At 44.5% G+C, this 15,675-nt stretch carries 16 protein-coding genes; 4 read left to right on the top strand and 12 right to left on the bottom strand.

The features are described from left to right. Positions 1-6 precede the first annotated feature (6 nt). From pyc to SporoP33_RS13715, 3 genes are all read right to left on the bottom strand, one after another. Positions 7-3,453 carry a pyruvate carboxylase gene (gene pyc, locus SporoP33_RS13725; protein ID WP_081244245.1) on the bottom strand — a complete coding sequence of 1,149 codons (3,447 nt, stop codon included), beginning with the start codon at positions 3,451-3,453 and terminating at the stop codon, positions 7-9. Between the two features lie 14 nt (positions 3,454-3,467). Continuing rightward, positions 3,468-4,637 carry an FtsW/RodA/SpoVE family cell cycle protein gene (locus SporoP33_RS13720; RefSeq protein ID WP_081244244.1) on the bottom strand — a complete coding sequence of 390 codons (1,170 nt, stop codon included), beginning with the start codon at positions 4,635-4,637 and terminating at the stop codon, positions 3,468-3,470. Positions 4,638-4,701: 64 nt separating this feature from the next. Further along, positions 4,702-4,983 carry an Fpa/YlaN family protein gene (locus SporoP33_RS13715; RefSeq protein ID WP_081244243.1) on the bottom strand — a complete coding sequence of 94 codons (282 nt, stop codon included), beginning with the start codon at positions 4,981-4,983 and terminating at the stop codon, positions 4,702-4,704. A gap of 177 nt (positions 4,984-5,160) precedes the next feature. Between SporoP33_RS13715 and SporoP33_RS13710 the strand changes: the two genes are divergently transcribed. Then, positions 5,161-5,658 (top strand): hypothetical protein, encoded by a 498-nt coding sequence (locus SporoP33_RS13710; RefSeq protein ID WP_081244242.1) that lies wholly within the window; start codon positions 5,161-5,163, stop codon positions 5,656-5,658. Between the two features lie 13 nt (positions 5,659-5,671). Then, a complete protein-coding gene (locus tag SporoP33_RS13705) occupies positions 5,672-5,875 on the top strand; it encodes a YlaI family protein (protein WP_081244241.1) in 204 nt (67 codons plus the stop codon). 19 nt (positions 5,876-5,894) lie between these two features. Here the strand turns inward: SporoP33_RS13705 and SporoP33_RS13700 are convergent, their stop codons facing one another. Further along, on the bottom strand, positions 5,895-6,230 hold the full coding sequence (locus SporoP33_RS13700; RefSeq protein WP_369821935.1) for a YlaH-like family protein: 336 nt from the start codon (positions 6,228-6,230) through the stop codon (positions 5,895-5,897). Between the two features lie 24 nt (positions 6,231-6,254). Further along, positions 6,255-8,096: a translational GTPase TypA gene (gene typA / locus SporoP33_RS13695; protein WP_081244239.1), complete on the bottom strand. Its 1,842-nt coding sequence runs from the start codon at positions 8,094-8,096 to the stop codon at positions 6,255-6,257. Between the two features lie 100 nt (positions 8,097-8,196). Here typA and SporoP33_RS13690 point away from each other — a divergent pair, with 100 nt between their 5' ends. Next, complete coding sequence (locus tag SporoP33_RS13690; RefSeq protein ID WP_081244238.1) at positions 8,197-8,382, top strand: YlaF family protein; 186 nt, start codon at positions 8,197-8,199, stop codon at positions 8,380-8,382. 56 nt (positions 8,383-8,438) lie between these two features. Here SporoP33_RS13690 and SporoP33_RS13685 read toward each other — a convergent pair whose 3' ends face one another. Next, positions 8,439-9,230, bottom strand: coding sequence for an inositol monophosphatase family protein (locus SporoP33_RS13685; protein ID WP_081244237.1), 792 nt, complete (start codon positions 9,228-9,230; stop codon positions 8,439-8,441). 153 nt (positions 9,231-9,383) lie between these two features. Next, positions 9,384-9,584, bottom strand: a complete 201-nt coding sequence (locus SporoP33_RS13680) for a hypothetical protein (protein WP_081244236.1) — start codon at positions 9,582-9,584, stop codon at positions 9,384-9,386. A gap of 156 nt (positions 9,585-9,740) precedes the next feature. Here SporoP33_RS13680 and SporoP33_RS13675 point away from each other — a divergent pair, with 156 nt between their 5' ends. Beyond that, positions 9,741-10,367 carry a YktB family protein gene (locus tag SporoP33_RS13675; protein WP_081244235.1) on the top strand — a complete coding sequence of 209 codons (627 nt, stop codon included), beginning with the start codon at positions 9,741-9,743 and terminating at the stop codon, positions 10,365-10,367. A 156-nt stretch (positions 10,368-10,523) separates the two neighbouring features. On the opposite strand, the gene SporoP33_RS13670 is transcribed toward SporoP33_RS13675, so the two are convergent. From SporoP33_RS13670 to SporoP33_RS13650, 5 genes are all read right to left on the bottom strand, one after another. Continuing rightward, positions 10,524-10,802 carry a UPF0223 family protein gene (locus tag SporoP33_RS13670; protein WP_081244234.1) on the bottom strand — a complete coding sequence of 93 codons (279 nt, stop codon included), beginning with the start codon at positions 10,800-10,802 and terminating at the stop codon, positions 10,524-10,526. Positions 10,803-10,814: 12 nt separating this feature from the next. Continuing rightward, positions 10,815-11,774 carry an NAD(P)H-dependent flavin oxidoreductase gene (locus tag SporoP33_RS13665; RefSeq protein WP_081244233.1) on the bottom strand — a complete coding sequence of 320 codons (960 nt, stop codon included), beginning with the start codon at positions 11,772-11,774 and terminating at the stop codon, positions 10,815-10,817. Positions 11,775-11,855: 81 nt separating this feature from the next. Further along, complete coding sequence (gene lpdA / locus SporoP33_RS13660; protein WP_081244232.1) at positions 11,856-13,268, bottom strand: dihydrolipoyl dehydrogenase; 1,413 nt, start codon at positions 13,266-13,268, stop codon at positions 11,856-11,858. A gap of 5 nt (positions 13,269-13,273) precedes the next feature. Then, positions 13,274-14,662, bottom strand: a complete 1,389-nt coding sequence (locus tag SporoP33_RS13655; protein WP_081244231.1) for a dihydrolipoamide acetyltransferase family protein — start codon at positions 14,660-14,662, stop codon at positions 13,274-13,276. A 34-nt stretch (positions 14,663-14,696) separates the two neighbouring features. Beyond that, complete coding sequence (locus SporoP33_RS13650) at positions 14,697-15,674, bottom strand: alpha-ketoacid dehydrogenase subunit beta (RefSeq protein ID WP_081244230.1); 978 nt, start codon at positions 15,672-15,674, stop codon at positions 14,697-14,699. Between the last annotated feature and the right edge of the window lies 1 nt (position 15,675).

Raw genomic sequence — 15,675 nt, 5'->3', positions numbered from 1 at the left:
TGTTTTTTAATGTTCTAATTCAATCAGCAGATCGCCTGTTGAGATAGAATCCCCCGGGCTAACATATAATGCTTTAACAACTCCCGAGAAAGGAGCTTGAATCGTTGTTTCCATTTTCATTGCTTCTGTAATGAGCAAATGCTCTCCGCGTTTTACTTTTTCCCCTATCGAAACCGCAACTTGCAGGACAGTACCCGGCATAGTGGCAGCAATGTGGGATTCATTCGTCGGATCTGCTATCTGCTTTTTCACGTCTTTTGTTTCAATTTGGAAGTCCTGAATGACGATTTCTCGTGACTGGCCGTTCAATTCAAAGTACAGTACACGGGTTCCATTAGGATTCGGTTCGCCGATTGATACTAATTTGATAATGAGCGTTTTTCCGAACTCAATCTCAATTTCAATCTCTTCACCTAAACGTAATCCATACAGGAATTCCGGCGTATTAATAACTGATACATCGCCGAACTGCTTTCTAGTCTCAATGTACTCCTCAAAGACCTTTGGATAAAGCACATAAGCCAGTGCATCATGCATCGTAGCAGGCTTATCCATCTTTTCAGACAGTTTGTTCAATACATCCTGGAAATTCACAGGCGCCAATAATTCACCCGGACGCACTGTAATCGCTTTCCTTCCCTTCAAAACGACTTCTTGCAGTTCTTTCGGGAAACCGCCGTACGGCTGTCCGATTGAACCTTCAAAGAACTCAATAACAGATTCCGGGAAATCAATGGACTCGCCTCTTGATATGACCGTATCCTCGTTCAAATCATTTTGCACCATGAACAACGCCATATCCCCAACTACTTTGGAAGACGGTGTCACCTTGATAATGTCTCCAAAGAGGAAATTCACGCGGGAGTACATCTTCTTCACTTCTTCCCAGCGCTCACCAAGCCCCACTGCCTTAGACTGTTGCTGCAGGTTGGAATATTGCCCGCCCGGCATTTCATGGACATACACCTCTGAGTGAGGACTGTTCATACCGCTTTCAAACGGGCTGTAATATTTACGCACATCTTCCCAATAATGCGACAATTCTTCCAATGACTTGGTTTCTGCCCGAACACTCCGCTCGTTATTTTGCAATGCATACGCAAGGGAGTTGGCAGACGGCTGTGATGTCATCCCTGACATAGAACCAATTGCCGTATCTACAATATCCACGCCAGCCTCGATAGCTTTGGCATACATATAAATCCCGTTGCCGCTCGTATCATGTGTATGCAAGTGGATCGGAAGATTTGTAGTCTCTTTTAATTCAGAAACTAAACGATATGCTGCTTCAGGTTTCAACAATCCTGCCATATCCTTGATCGCCAGCATATGCGCACCGACAGCTTCCAGTTCTTTTGCCATCTCTTTGTAATAATTAACGGTATATTTCGCACGGCTGTCGTCCAGAATATCACCTGTATAACAAATCGCCGCCTCAGCAATCTTACCTGTCGAACGCGCTTCGTCAATCGCAACTTCCATTCCTTTGATCCAGTTCAAGCTGTCGAAAATACGGAATACATCAATGCCTGATGCAGCAGATTCTTTGATGAATTCACGGATTACATTATCTGGGTAGTTTGTATACCCGACTGCATTAGCTCCTCTGAATAACATTTGGAACAGAACGTTCGGAATTTGCTCTCGCAGTTTCTCCAGACGATCCCACGGACTTTCTTTAAGGAAACGGTATGCTACATCAAATGTTGCTCCGCCCCACATTTCAAATGAAAATAGGTCAGGCAATAAATGCGCACTTTCCGTTGCAATCTGTGTTAATTCCTTCGTTCTTACACGGGTGGCCAGCAGTGATTGATGCCCATCGCGGAATGTGGTATCCGTCAGCAGTACATCGTCTTGCTCAAGCACCCATTTAACGAGTCCGTCAGCGCCCCGCTCGTCCAAAATCTGCTTCGTCCCTTTTGGCAACGGAACATTTCGATCAATTTTCGGAATGCGGACAGGATGCAAAACAGGCCGTGCAGGATCATCAATTCCCGGGAATCCGTTAATGGTAACGTTTCCAAGATACGACAGCATTTTTGTGCCTCGGTCCTGTTTCTCGGCAAAGGTAAATAATTCAGGCGTTTTATCGATGAAGCTCGTATTATAGTCGCCTGTTAAAAAGTTTTCATGGCATACTACATTTTCAAGGAAAGGAATATTTGTTTTAATCCCGCGTATTCTGAATTCCTTCAAATTTCTGTACATTTTGCTTGCAGCATCGCTGAATGTCGGGCCCCATGTAGAGACTTTAACCAACAATGAATCATAATAAGGACTGATGACAGAACCTTGATAAGCGTTTCCTGTATCAAGACGGACACCAAATCCTCCACTTGAACGATAGACCGCTACTTTTCCTGTATCAGGCATGAAGTCATTCAGCGGATCTTCCGTGGTCACACGGGACTGGATTGCAAAGCCGAATAACGGGATATCTTTCTGCTCGGGAATATTCACTTTCTCAGAATGCAGACTCTCGCCCGCTGCAATCAGGATCTGCGACTGAACAATATCAATTCCTGTAATCATTTCCGTTATCGTATGTTCTACTTGAACACGCGGATTGACTTCGATGAAATAAAATGAATCATCGGCTGCCAGAAACTCTACTGTACCGGCATTGATATAGGATACATTCTTGGACAGTTTGACTGCTGCTTCGCAAATTGCTTCCCGCAGCTCATCGGTCAGCGAGATGGAAGGAGCAATTTCCACTACTTTCTGATGGCGGCGCTGTATGGAACAGTCACGCTCGTACAAATGGACAATTTCACCATATGTATCTCCCAGTATTTGCACTTCTATATGTTTCGGGTTTGTAATATATTTCTCCACATACACTTCATCAGATCCAAATGCAGACTTCGCTTCGGATTTCGCACGATTATATGCTTCATTCACCTCTTCAGGTGATTCGACGATCCGCATGCCGCGTCCCCCGCCGCCAAGTGAAGCTTTAATAATGATCGGATATTTGTACTGTTCTCCAAACGCTGCGACCTCTTCCACTGATGTGACAGGTCCGTCGCTTCCTGGTATAACCGGAATATCTGCAGCAATCGCCTGTTCTCTTGCCTTTACCTTATCGCCGAACATTTCCAGATGTTTTGATGTAGGGCCGATGAAGATAATCCCTTCCTCTTCCAGACGGGCCGCAAACTCCGCATTCTCGGCTAAGAAACCATAGCCCGGGTGAATCGCGTCTACCTTTGCTTTCTTTGCAATATCAATTATTCCTTCGATGTCCAAGTAAGCGTCGATTGGTTTCTTGCCTTCGCCTACTAAAAATGACTGATCGGATTTGTATCGATGCAGAGATGCCCGGTCTTCTGCTGAATAAATACCTACTGTGGCGATGCCTAATTCTGTACACGCCCGGAATACTCGTATTGCAATTTCGCCGCGGTTTGCGACTAGTACTCTCTTGATCTCTCTTCTCTCCACCAATAATTCAATCCTCTCTACTTCGTTTTCTCATACTTGACGAACATCGAAACATTCATCAGTATGCCAAGCGCAATCGACAGGAATACTACTGATGTACCTCCGTAACTGATGAATGGCAGTGTAACGCCTGTCAACGGGATCAGTCCTGTCAATCCTCCTAAATTCACTAGTGTTTGGATAGCAATCAAGCTGCCTACACCAGCCGCAAGCATTCGTGCATGTGCATCTTTTGTGCGCAATGCAACAGTAAACGCTCTCATTACAATAAAGAATAGACCCCCAAGAACAAGCGTTGTTCCAAATATGCCTGTTTCTTCAGAGATTACAGCCATGATAACATCAGTATGGGGTTCAGGTAAATACCCAAGTTTCTGAATAGAGTTTCCAAGACCCACCCCTTTCAGACCTCCGGCACCTATTGCGATGTAGCCATTAACGATTTGCAGGCCTGATCCCTGAATGTATTCAAAGGGATCTGTGAAGGCAAGAAAACGCCCCATTCGCGATACGGTCATGACTGTATCCCACTTAATCCACAGGACAATTCCGATTAAAACACCAAGTAATGCAAAGAATCGGCTGATGATTAAATAATTTTTTACTTTCATTCCGCTGGCCATAATAACCGATATAGCCACCAGGAATAAAATCATCGTTGCCCCGAAATCCGGCTCCAATAGAACTAATAACAGAGAAGCCGTCAAAATGGAAAACGTCGGAAAAATCGTCGTTTTTATTTCATCCAGTGTTCCCGCGTAATACTTATTTGCGAATACACCTGAGAAATACACGATAAAGGCAATTTTCGCCACTTCAGTCGGCTGCAGGTTCCCAAGCCCGAATGGGAGGGAAAGCCAGCTCTTCGCTCCGACTGCATCACCAAACCCTATGAATTTGACAAGAACTAATAGTGTAAACATGATACCAAGTGCAGTATATAAGAACTTCTTACTTCTGTAGTGCCGGTAAGGTATTATGGATACAACGAGAAAGGCCGGTATAGCAATTGCCAGACTCTTTATCTGTTTTTTAAAGAAATGTGATGGCTCGAAATTATAAATATTCATGGACCATACCATGCTGGCACTGTATATCATAATCAGGCCAAACACGCAGAGCAGCATATATACTGCAAATAACGGATAATCAAAATTGCGTAAAATTCGATTCATATAAGTCTTCATTTTCCTTGTACCTCATCGTCCTAAATAAAAAACTCAAACTGTTGGAGTAGTTTGAGTCTTCCATTTATTTATTTGTATACAGTTCATGCAAGATGTTTAACTCTTTTTCCAGCATAGAGAGTATTTCACGGCCCTTTTCATGCTCAACGAGACCGAGCTTCACGGCAAAATCAATTTCACGGGACAGCCCGTACATTTGCGTATCGAGTACTTCCTCATATAGCGGACATTGCGGCATAGTTAAATTATCCATTTGAACTTTGATCAGCTTCGCAATTTTCTCTGCGTCGATCTGCAGTTGTTTCATGGCTTGTTCTTTGTACGTATCTTGAACTTCTATATCCATGGAGACGCCCCCATTACTCATTATTCCCGCAAGGTGTTAATGTCTAAATTGTATCTTTTGCTTATGAAAATTGCAAGCGTTACCCAATGAAAAAAATGATCTGAAATGAAATCCTTTTCACTTCATCTATGAAACGGTATACTTACTCTAGTGACAATTGAATGAGGGGGAAGTATCTTGGAACTGATTATACCGATTACCGGAAATGTTAAACATGCGATCACGCTGGATCCTACCGTTTGGATATTTGATGATCGCCGAATCGATCTTGACGAATTTTTTACAGAGGGATTTGTCGAGAGAGATGAAATGGAAGAATATAAAGAAAAGATGGGAAAGCACTGGTCACGCGAAATTATGGAAGGTGCCATCTATCCGCCTACTTTGAAAAGTGAAAAGCGCTACGAGAAGAACAAAATGCTTTCAAGCAGCTTCGGCATCGTTTTGAAACCTTTTATTCATAATGCTGTACCGTCAGCAAACGCCAAGACGTTCACATTAATTACAAAAGACGACAAATACACGTACCCACTTGAGGAAGCGGCCAACATTATTTTCAAATTCAGTCATGAAGGCAAACCTCTTCGTGAAGATGGACCTGTCCATGTACTGTTCAAAGACGGGTCGAATAAAGATTCACCGATCCGTGATGTTCATGCAATCCAAGTGGACTGAAGGAGTGGCTGGAATGCGCGTAAAATGTGTCCTTTGCGACCAAATCAATCAATTGCCAGATGATAATCCACTCGCCAAGAAGTTGCGGAATAAGCCCATTCATACGTATATGTGCCCAACCTGCAAAGAGCGGATCAGTGATTTGACAGAGAAACGGATTGCGACCGGTAATTTTGTCTTTTACCGCAGCTCGCATCTGACAGAAAAAGATTTTTAATCAAAAAAAGACTTCGTTGTTATTGCACAACGGAGTCTTTTTTGTGTTCGTTCATCCGACGGACACGATAGATAATAAGAATAGCAGCGGCCACAAAAAGTCCTTCTACTATCGGAAGGAAGAAGGCCAGGAATGTCAAAATTAAGCATCCGATAAATAAAAATGCATAGATGACGACATTCCGCCAAAAACTGATCTTTCTTGCAAATCCAAGCTTATACACAATAGCAGACATGATGAAAACGAGCGCCAACAGAATATAGCCGGCCATCGTGAAATCAGGCGCAAGTTCATAGATCATGCGCGCGATTCCCGACATCCGATTGTAGACCATTTCTGAATCTTTTACTCTCATTTCATACATTCCCTTCTATCTATATTATTCGCCAAGTTTCTTCTTTTTATTTACACGTTCACGTTCACTCTTGTCAAGAATTTTTTTGCGCAGTCGGATAGTTTGCGGCGTAACTTCACAGTATTCGTCATCACCAATATACTGCAATGCTTCCTCAAGCGACAAAATACGCGGTTTTTTCGTTGTAACTGTTTGATCTTTTGTTGCGGAACGAACGTTGGTTGCATGCTTAATTTTCGTCAGGTTAATGGTCAAATCACTGTCCCGGTTGCTTTCCCCAACTACCATGCCTGCATAGATTTCCGCACCTGTTTCAACAAACATTGTTCCGCGGTCCTCCAGCTGCATAACACCATAGCCGGTGACTGTACCGTTCTCCATTGAAACAAGAACCCCGTGACGTCTGCCGCCGATTTTACCGGATGTAACCGGCTTGTAGCTGTCAAACGTGTGGTTTAGAATTCCGTATCCGCGCGTTAATGTTAGGAATTCTGTTGTATAACCAATCAATCCGCGGGCAGGCACTAAGAATATTAGACGCACTTGTCCATTGCCGTTATTGATCATATCCAGCATTTCACCTTTACGCTCACCGATAGATTCAATGATAGATCCAGTATGTTCTTCTGGCACATCAATTTGTACACGCTCGAAAGGTTCGCTTCGCTGCCCGTCGATTTCACGAATAATTACCTGCGGTTTAGAAACTTGCAATTCAAAACCTTCACGGCGCATGTTTTCGATCAAAATAGACAAGTGCAGTTCACCGCGTCCGGATACAATCCACTCGTCCGGAGAATCTGTCTGATCTACACGTAATGAAACATCTGTCTCAAGCTGCTGATCCAGACGCTCTTGAATCTTACGCGCAGTTACCCATTTCCCTTCGCGTCCTGCAAACGGGCTGTTGTTGACTAAGAAACGCATTTGCAGCGTAGGCTCATCAATGTGAAGTTCAGGAAGTGCTTCCTGATGATTAGTCGGGCAGACAGTTTCACCAACGTCAATATCACCCATTCCGGAAACCGCTACAAGGTCACCCGCGTATGCTTCTTCTACTTCTACGCGTTTCAGACCCATAAAGCCATACAGTTTGGTTACACGTAAATTCTTTACGGAACCATCCCGTTTAAGTACCGCGACCTGCTCTCCAACCTTCATTGTTCCGCGGAAAATACGTCCGATTCCGATACGGCCGACGTAGTCATTATAGTCCAGCAAAGATACCTGGAATTGAAGCGGCTCATCACGGTTATCAACTGGTGAAGGGATATTTTCAAGAATTGACTCATAAAGTACACGCAGCGTATCTTCCTGAGTCTCAGGATCTGGAGAAAGACTTGCAGTCCCGTTAAATCCAGAGGCATACACAACTGGGAACTCCAATTGCTCATCGTTTGCATCCAGCTCGATGAATAATTCCAGTACCTCGTCCACCACTTCTTCAGGTCTTGCAAATTCACGGTCGATTTTATTTACAACTACAATCGGCTTCAGGTTTGTTTCTAACGCTTTCTTTAGAACAAAGCGTGTTTGCGGCATACATCCTTCGAATGAATCGACAACTAAGATGACGCCGTCTACCATGCGCAGAATTCTTTCTACTTCGCCGCCGAAATCAGCGTGTCCGGGTGTATCCAGGATGTTAATTTTTGTATCATTATATTCAATAGCTGTATTTTTAGCTAAGATCGTAATTCCTCGTTCACGTTCTAATTCATTTGAGTCCATTGCACGGTCATCCACGTGCTCGTTTGACCGGAAAATCCCGGATTGTTTTAGTAATTGGTCGACCAATGTCGTTTTACCGTGGTCTACGTGAGCAATAATTGCAATATTTCTAAGATCTGTACGTTCGTTTGTCATTTTTTCACTCCGTTTATCTTTATTTCAGATGTTCAACTGTGTTATTATAGCACAAGATCGTTCATTTAAATAATATTTAATTTTATATGGAGGGATTTTTTTGAAAGACATTAAGTGGATTTTCGTAATTTATTCACTCGGCGCCGTACTTTCCATGTCTGCAATTGGTGTTGGAATCGGCATGCGCAGTCTGCTGGTTGTCGTCCTTGCCATTGCTGCCCTGATTCTGATCATGGGCAACGGATTTAAAACAAAAGCACGTATGCGCAGGGAAGGCACGCTATAAATAACTCAAAGGGACTGCAAATTAAACCTCTCAGGTTTAACAAACAGCCCCTTTTTTTATTTTAGTCGGATATATTTTGTCAGTATTTCCTCATGCAGTCCCGGACGTGTGACAATAAATGTGTCAGTTCCAAGAAGATGCGGTTTTACACCTTCTAAATTTGTTGCTACCGCACCTACTTCTTGTGCGATGACGATTCCCCCTGCTATATCCCAAGGAGCTAGCCGCATCGAAATATACGCATCAATTCTTCCTGACGATACATATGCCAGCTCAATCGCCGCTGAACCGTATGAACGGGTGCCGCGGCAGCGTGTGACAAGCTCGATAATTTTTTCATTTTCCACCCGGTGATTCGGTGCAACCCAGCTGGCGTTGATGCCGATGATTGCTTCCTCAAGCGGTGTGATTTCAAGTTGCGGCAGCCGCTCGTCATTGAAATAAGCGCCTTCGCCTTTTGCTGCATGATACAGTTCATCACGCATTACATCATATATGTAGCCCAGCATCCCCACGCCGTCTACATAAATCCCCAAAGATATTGCAAAGTTTCGTTTTTGATGGATAAAGTTCATCGTACCGTCAATAGGATCCAGGAACCAAACGACTCCCTCAAGCGAAGAAATCCTGTCTCCAAACCCTTCTTCCGAAACCATTTTATGTTCCGGAAAGTCTTGTCTTACCCGCTCAATAAAAAAGCTCTCCACTTCTCTATCGATGTTGGTAACCAAATCATTGGCATCTGCCTTAGAATCGATGTCAATTGTACTGAAAAATGACACGCGTATCTTGTGGCCAGCCTCTTTGATTAACGATTTTGCATATCGATCGATCGCATTAAGATTCATTATGCCACCTCTTCCCATTCCGACTAGTGCTAGTATAACATACAGCAAACGGAACAAAAGGGAATACGGTTACAGGAGTTTAAGTAAAAAGACATCCCGTCACATTTTCTTCAATTCTGAAGGAAATGGGGATGTCTTTTTACTAAGTTGCACTTACACCGTGAATACATTTAGCGTCTCCAATTCGTTGTGAATTTCAGCAAGCCTCGTCTTACTTTTTTCAACTTGTGCCGTGTCCTGTTCTTGCAGTGCATCATAAAGAGTAGCTAATTCATAATCCAGTTCCAAATGCAGTGTTCTGATATATTCTCTCTCAACATCTTCTTTTCGGACGAAATGAACAACCTGTTTCATTAGTAGCACCCCTTTTAATTAGTGATTGACTCCGACCGCCTTATAATAAGGTATGTGAAGATTGCGACTTCAAGTGGTTGGGAGCCTTGTTATTTTAAATTATTCCCCGTTTACTGATAAGATAAACGTAGTGATTACAAACTGGAGGAGATTTTCTTGACTCAGTCTTATTGGTCAGCAAAAGAATTTGACGTTTTCGCCATTGAAGGCCTGGACAAGCGCATGACAGCTTTACAACAAAACATTCAGCCTAAATTTGCTGAACTCGGAAACCATTTCGCACACCGCCTTTCTGCCCACGGCAAAGGTGAGTTTTTTCCACATGTCGCAAAACACGCAAGACGAACGGTAAATCCACCTACAGACAGCTGGGTGGCATTCGCTCCTGCTAAACGGGGTTATAAAGCGCTGCCTCACTTTCAGATTGGCTTATGGGGCACCCATTTATTCATCGTGCTTGCAATTATTTATGAAAATCCTGATAAAAAAGGCATTGCGGAACGATTAGAGAAAAACATGCAAGTTCTTACATCATTGCCGGATGATTTCATCGTATCCGGAGATCACATGAAGCCTGAAGCAGAGTTAATCTGTGAAGCGGGCAGCGGAGGTCTCGAAAAGTTGCTGGACCGTCTGCAGACAGTTAAAAAAGCGGAGTTTTTAGTGGGCCGGCACCTTCCAAGAGAAGATGCCGCAAAAATGAACGAACAGCAGTTTTACGCCTATGCAGAAGATACACTTACGCAATTACTGCCTGTTTACGATACAGTTATTCATTCATAAAAAAACTGTATGCGGGCACACAATACGGCAGATATAAATCTGCAAATATCAGAATTTCAGTAAGCAAAATATATAAAAAACTGCTTGAAACCGTGATAATACAACATGGATTCAAGCAGTTTTTTTATTCGGCAGGACTGTATATGATACATTGTTTTATTTTTTCAGTTTCAGCAATTCCCCGCTTCGGCCTTCCTTAGCTGCTTTTACGGCACGGAAGGAAACGTAGCCGCTGCTTTCCTCAAATTCTTTACATAACGTTTTTTCTTCGGCCATGGAAGGAACCACGCTTTTGAATGCGCGGTAATATTTCATAAATTCATCCCGCTCAACCGATGATTCAAACGCTTGCTCTACCTTATTGAAAAAGTCAATCACTTTCACAATTTCTTCTGTTGACCAATCCGCACGCAGCGGATATTGATATCCTGCCATCGTCGCCACTCCTTAATTTATTGTCCATTTTTCACGTATTGACAGCGCTTCCTTTTTCATGCGCGCAAATAATTCAGCGACTGCCGGCACATCTTCAATCATTCCTGCGACTTGTCCGCCCCAGCCGAATCCTTGATCTGCATCACCTTCATGGATGAATTTACGGTTAGCTTCCCCGCTAATATAAGTTTTCAGTCCTTCATAGCCTGCGCCTTCCGCTTCTTTTTCCAGAATCCGTTTTGTCCAGTCATTTGATAATGCGCGAGCCGGTGCACCGATTGTCCGTTTGATAATCGTCGTATCCTGCTCACTGCTTGCAAGAAGTGATTCAATATAGGCTGGAGATGCGTCTACACACTCTTTTGTTGCGATAAAGCGCGTACCCATTTCAATCCCTTCCGCCCCCAGCGCATGCGCAGCCATCCAGCCGCGGCCATCGCCTATGCCGCCGGAACCGATCACTGGTATACTGACGGAATCTGCAATTCTCGGAATTAAAACCATCGTCCCGATATCATCGCGGCCCAAATGACCGCCGCCTTCCTGCCCCACAGCGATGACAGCGTCCGCACCAATTTCTTCTGCTTTTTGCGCTTGTCTTCTCGCAGCGACTAATACCATCTTTTTCACCGCAGTTCCTTTTAGCATATCAAACAGCGGCGCGGGATTCCCTCCGGTTACCGAAACGATTTCGATATTCTCCTCAAGCGCGACATTCACCATATCCTCGTAAGATCTGCCATGACTGCCTATCGCAAAGTTTACGCCAAACGGCTTATCTGTCTTTTGCCGCACAGAGCGGATTTCCTCTCTCAAGGCATCAGGAGACGGCAGGCTCATCGCAGTGATCTGGCCTAATCCGCCTGCCTCTGAAACCGCAGCCGCCAAATCAGCATATGCCAAGTGCGCCAAACCGCCTTGCACAATCGGATATTCGATTCCAAACAATTCTGTCACTCTAGTCTTCCACATAACATCCCCACTCCCCTTTTTTCAAAATGTGAAAATAACCCATGAGAATACATTCCCATGGGTTGTGAAATTCATGTTGTTTTATTTCGTCATCATGTGAATCGGTTTGCCAAGAGCAACTTCTGCCGCTTCCATTGAAATTTCTCCCAATGTCGGGTGAGCATGAATTGTCATGGAAACGTCTTCCAATGTCATTCCCGCTTCAATCGCCAATCCGAGTTCTGCGATCATATCAGAAGCGTTTTCCCCAACGATTTGAGCGCCCAGCAATAAACCGTCTTCTTTACGCGCCACAAGCTTTACAAAGCCTTCTGTCGCATCCAGTGAAAGTGCGCGGCCGTTTGCAGCGAACGGGAATTTACCGGTAACTACTTCATATCCTTCATCTTTTGCCTGTTTTTCGTTCAAGCCTACAGTCGCAAGTTCAGGATCTGTGAAGCAGACAGCAGGGATTGCCATGTAATCTACTTCAGATTTTTCGCCTGAGATAGCTTCCGCAGCAATTTTCGCCTCATAAGAAGCTTTATGTGCAAGCTGAGGTCCCGCAACGATATCACCGATTGCATAAACATTCGGCACGTTCGTACGGCACTGCTTGTCCACTTCGATCAAACCGCGGTCAGTCATATTCAAGCCAAGACCTTCCAAGCCGATTTCATCCGTGTTTGGTCGGCGGCCAACTGTTACAAGAACGTAGTCCGCTTCAATCTTCACTTCTTCACCTTTTGCTTCGTATGTTACTACGACGCCGTCTTTTGTTTCTTCCACGCCTTTAGCAGATGCTTTTACAACAACTTCCACACCTTTTTTCTTCAGGCCTTTTTTGACGATTTGCGTCATTTGCTTTTCGAATCCTGCCAGAATATCGTCCGCACCTTCAAGAATCGTTACTTCAGAACCAAGGTTTGCATAAGCTGAACCAAGCTCTGTACCGATATAGCCGCCGCCGACAACGACAAGCTTTTTCGGCAGCTCTTTCAAATTAAGAGCACCCGTAGAATTGATTACGCGGTCAGAAAATTTGAAGGATGGAATTTCAACAGGACGTGAGCCAGTTGCAATAATGACATTGTTGAACTTGTACGTTTGAGCAGATGATTCTGTCATTACACGTACAGTATTAGCATCCACAAAGTATGCTTCTCCTTCAACTGTCTCTACTTTATTGCCTTTTAACAGACCTGACACGCCGCCTGTCAGTTTTGAGACGACGCCTTCCTTAAACTTCATAGCTTTTGAAAAATCAAGTTCGACAGACTTCGCAGTGATTCCCATAGTATCGGAATTCTGAGCGGACACAAAACGGTGCCCGACAGAAATCAACGCTTTGGACGGAATACATCCAACGTTTAAACAAACGCCGCCGATTTTTCCTTTTTCTACGATTGTTACTTTCTGACCAAGTTGTGCTGCACGAATTGCTGCAACATATCCCCCTGGGCCTGAACCTACTACGAGCGTGTCTACTTCAATTGGAAAATCTCCTACTACCATTTGCTTTACGCCTCCATTAATAAAAGTGATGGGTTCCCTAGTAATTCCTTAAGATAGTTTAACGCTAATTGCCCCGTTACGCCATCAATTACTCGGTGATCGAACACTAAGGATAATGCTAACATAGGTGCCGCTACAATTTCACCATTTTTCACCACAGGTTTTTCAGAAATTCTTCCGACTCCTAAAATAGCTACTTCAGGATGGTTAATAATTGGCGTGAACCACTGTCCGCCTGCTGAGCCGATATTTGTGATTGTGCACGACGCGCCTCTCATTTCAGATGCCTGAAGTTTTCCATCGCGAGCTTTTCCGGCCAGTTCATTTACTTCGCTGGAAATAGCGAATACTGATTTACGGTCTGCATTTTTAACAACTGGAACCATAAGTCCGCGGTCTGTATCTGCGGCAATTCCGATATTATAATAATGTTTTTGGATTAACTCTTCTGTTGCATCATCCAGCGATGTGTTCAATTGCGGGAATTCACGCAATGTCGCAACTAGCGCTTTCACTACATACGGAAGATACGTCAGTTTAATATCTCTTTCTGCAGCGATCGCTTTAAATTCTTTACGGTGCGCGACGAGCGCTGTTACATCTACTTCATCCAGCAATGTAACGTGAGCCGCTGTATGTTTGGAATTCGACATAGCTTTTGAAATTGCTTTTCGCATCGGAGTCATCTTCTCGCGTGTTTCAGGGAATTCTCCTTCAAGCACAGGTGTCTGCTTTTCAGATACTGCCTGCGTATCCATTACAGTTTCAGCATTTTGCTGCGCATCAGCTGTTTCTGCTGCAGTCTGCTGCTGTCCTCCTGATTTGAATAAATCCACATCTTCTTTTAACACACGGCCGTTTTTGCCGCTGCCTGACACTTGCGCAATCGCAACGTCTTGTTCACGTGCATACTTGCGGACAGAAGGCATCGCAATGACACGGCGAGTTTCATCTGCGTCATCACGCGAGGCTTTAGGCGCCTGCTCCGTTTTCTGTTCTGCTGCCGGCTGCTCTGCTGGAGCCTGTTCAGGTTTCGCTGAACCTTGGCTGCCCAGTGCTTCCCCTACTTGCTCATGAGATTTTTCTGCACTTGCTTCTTCGGATGAAGAATCTGCACTCTCTTCTTCATGATCGTCATGATCCGGAATCCCGTGATCCGGTGCGTCGAAGCGGATCAGCTTATCTCCCACAACCGCCACTGTACCTTCTGTCACATATATTTCTTCTACCGTTCCCGATACAGGTGACGGGATTTCTACTACAGATTTATCATTTTGCACTTCCAGCAATGTATCATCTTCCTGGATTTCATCGCCCGGCTTCACGAACCATTTGACGATTTCCCCTTCGTGTATACCTTCACCAATGTCTGGCAATCGAAATTCATAAGTCACGTAATTCACCCTTCCTCGTTTGTTCTGTCAGTAATTAGAATGTCAGTACTTCTTTTGCTTTCGCCGCAATATCTTTTGCATTAGGCAGCCATGTATTCTCACCAGCTGCAAACGGATAGACCGTGTCTGGCGCAGTTACACGCAGCACAGGTGCTTCCAGGCTTAAAATAGCACGTTCGGTAATTTCAGCGACAACATTCGCAGCAATGCCTGCCTGACGCTGTGCTTCTTGAACAACAATTGCTCGGTTTGTCTTTTCTACGGATTGAATAATTGTTTCAACATCGAGCGGCTGAATCGTACGAAGATCAACTACTTCAACTGAGTAGTTCTCTTTCTCAAGCGCTTCAGCAGCCTTTAAGCTTTCCTGAACCATCGCACCATAGGCAATGATTGTCAGGTCCGTACCTTCACGCTTCACATCAGCTTTCCCTAAAGGAATCGTGTACTCTTCCTCCGGCACTTCCTGTCTGAATGAGCGATATAACTTCATATGTTCTAAGAAAATGACTGGGTCGTCACTCTTGATTGCAGAAATTAAAAGGCCTTTTGCGTCGTAAGGAGTCGACGGGATTACGACCGTTAAGCCAGGCTGTGCAGCCACAAGCCCTTCGAGGCTGTCCGCATGCATTTCCGGTGTCGCTACACCGCCGCCGAATGGCGCACGGATGGTAATCGGCGCATTGAAGTGTCCGCCAGTTCTGAAACTCATTCTTGCCATCTGTCCACTGACAGAATCCATTACTTCAAACAAGAAGCCGAAGAATTGGATTTCCATAATTGGACGGAACCCTGTAAGCGCCAGTCCGATCGCCAATCCGCCAATACCGGATTCTGCGAGCGGCGTATCAAATACGCGGTCTTCCCCGAATTCTTGATGGAGGCCTTCCGTTGCGCGGAAGACACCTCCGTTTGCCCCTACGTCTTCACCAAACAGCAATACATTTTCGTCTGCTTTCAGTTCAGTGCGGAGCGCATCTGTAATTGCTTGAATCATTGTCAACTGTGCCATG

It is taken from the genome of Sporosarcina sp. P33 (assembly GCF_002077155.1).
Classification (GTDB): Bacteria; Bacillota; Bacilli; order Bacillales_A; family Planococcaceae; genus Sporosarcina.
The sequence above is the reverse complement of the archived record's forward strand: the minus strand, read 5'-3'. Positions and strand labels throughout refer to the sequence as shown.

What these genes read in the sequence shown, in the direction of transcription:
- SporoP33_RS13720 (WP_081244244.1), bottom strand. Translation starts at nt 4,637, where the DNA reads ATGAAGACTTATATGAATCGAATTTTACGCAATTTTGATTATCCGTTA.
- SporoP33_RS13715 (WP_081244243.1), bottom strand. Translation starts at nt 4,983, where the DNA reads ATGGATATAGAAGTTCAAGATACGTACAAAGAACAAGCCATGAAACAA.
- SporoP33_RS13705 (WP_081244241.1), top strand. Translation starts at nt 5,672, where the DNA reads ATGCGCGTAAAATGTGTCCTTTGCGACCAAATCAATCAATTGCCAGAT.
- SporoP33_RS13700 (WP_369821935.1), bottom strand. Translation starts at nt 6,230, where the DNA reads ATGAGAGTAAAAGATTCAGAAATGGTCTACAATCGGATGTCGGGAATC.
- typA (WP_081244239.1), bottom strand. Translation starts at nt 8,096, where the DNA reads ATGACAAACGAACGTACAGATCTTAGAAATATTGCAATTATTGCTCAC.
- SporoP33_RS13685 (WP_081244237.1), bottom strand. Translation starts at nt 9,230, where the DNA reads ATGAATCTTAATGCGATCGATCGATATGCAAAATCGTTAATCAAAGAG.
- SporoP33_RS13680 (WP_081244236.1), bottom strand. Translation starts at nt 9,584, where the DNA reads ATGAAACAGGTTGTTCATTTCGTCCGAAAAGAAGATGTTGAGAGAGAA.
- SporoP33_RS13670 (WP_081244234.1), bottom strand. Translation starts at nt 10,802, where the DNA reads ATGGCAGGATATCAATATCCGCTGCGTGCGGATTGGTCAACAGAAGAA.
- SporoP33_RS13665 (WP_081244233.1), bottom strand. Translation starts at nt 11,774, where the DNA reads ATGTGGAAGACTAGAGTGACAGAATTGTTTGGAATCGAATATCCGATT.
- lpdA (WP_081244232.1), bottom strand. Translation starts at nt 13,268, where the DNA reads ATGGTAGTAGGAGATTTTCCAATTGAAGTAGACACGCTCGTAGTAGGT.
- SporoP33_RS13650 (WP_081244230.1), bottom strand. Translation starts at nt 15,674, where the DNA reads ATGGCACAGTTGACAATGATTCAAGCAATTACAGATGCGCTCCGCACT.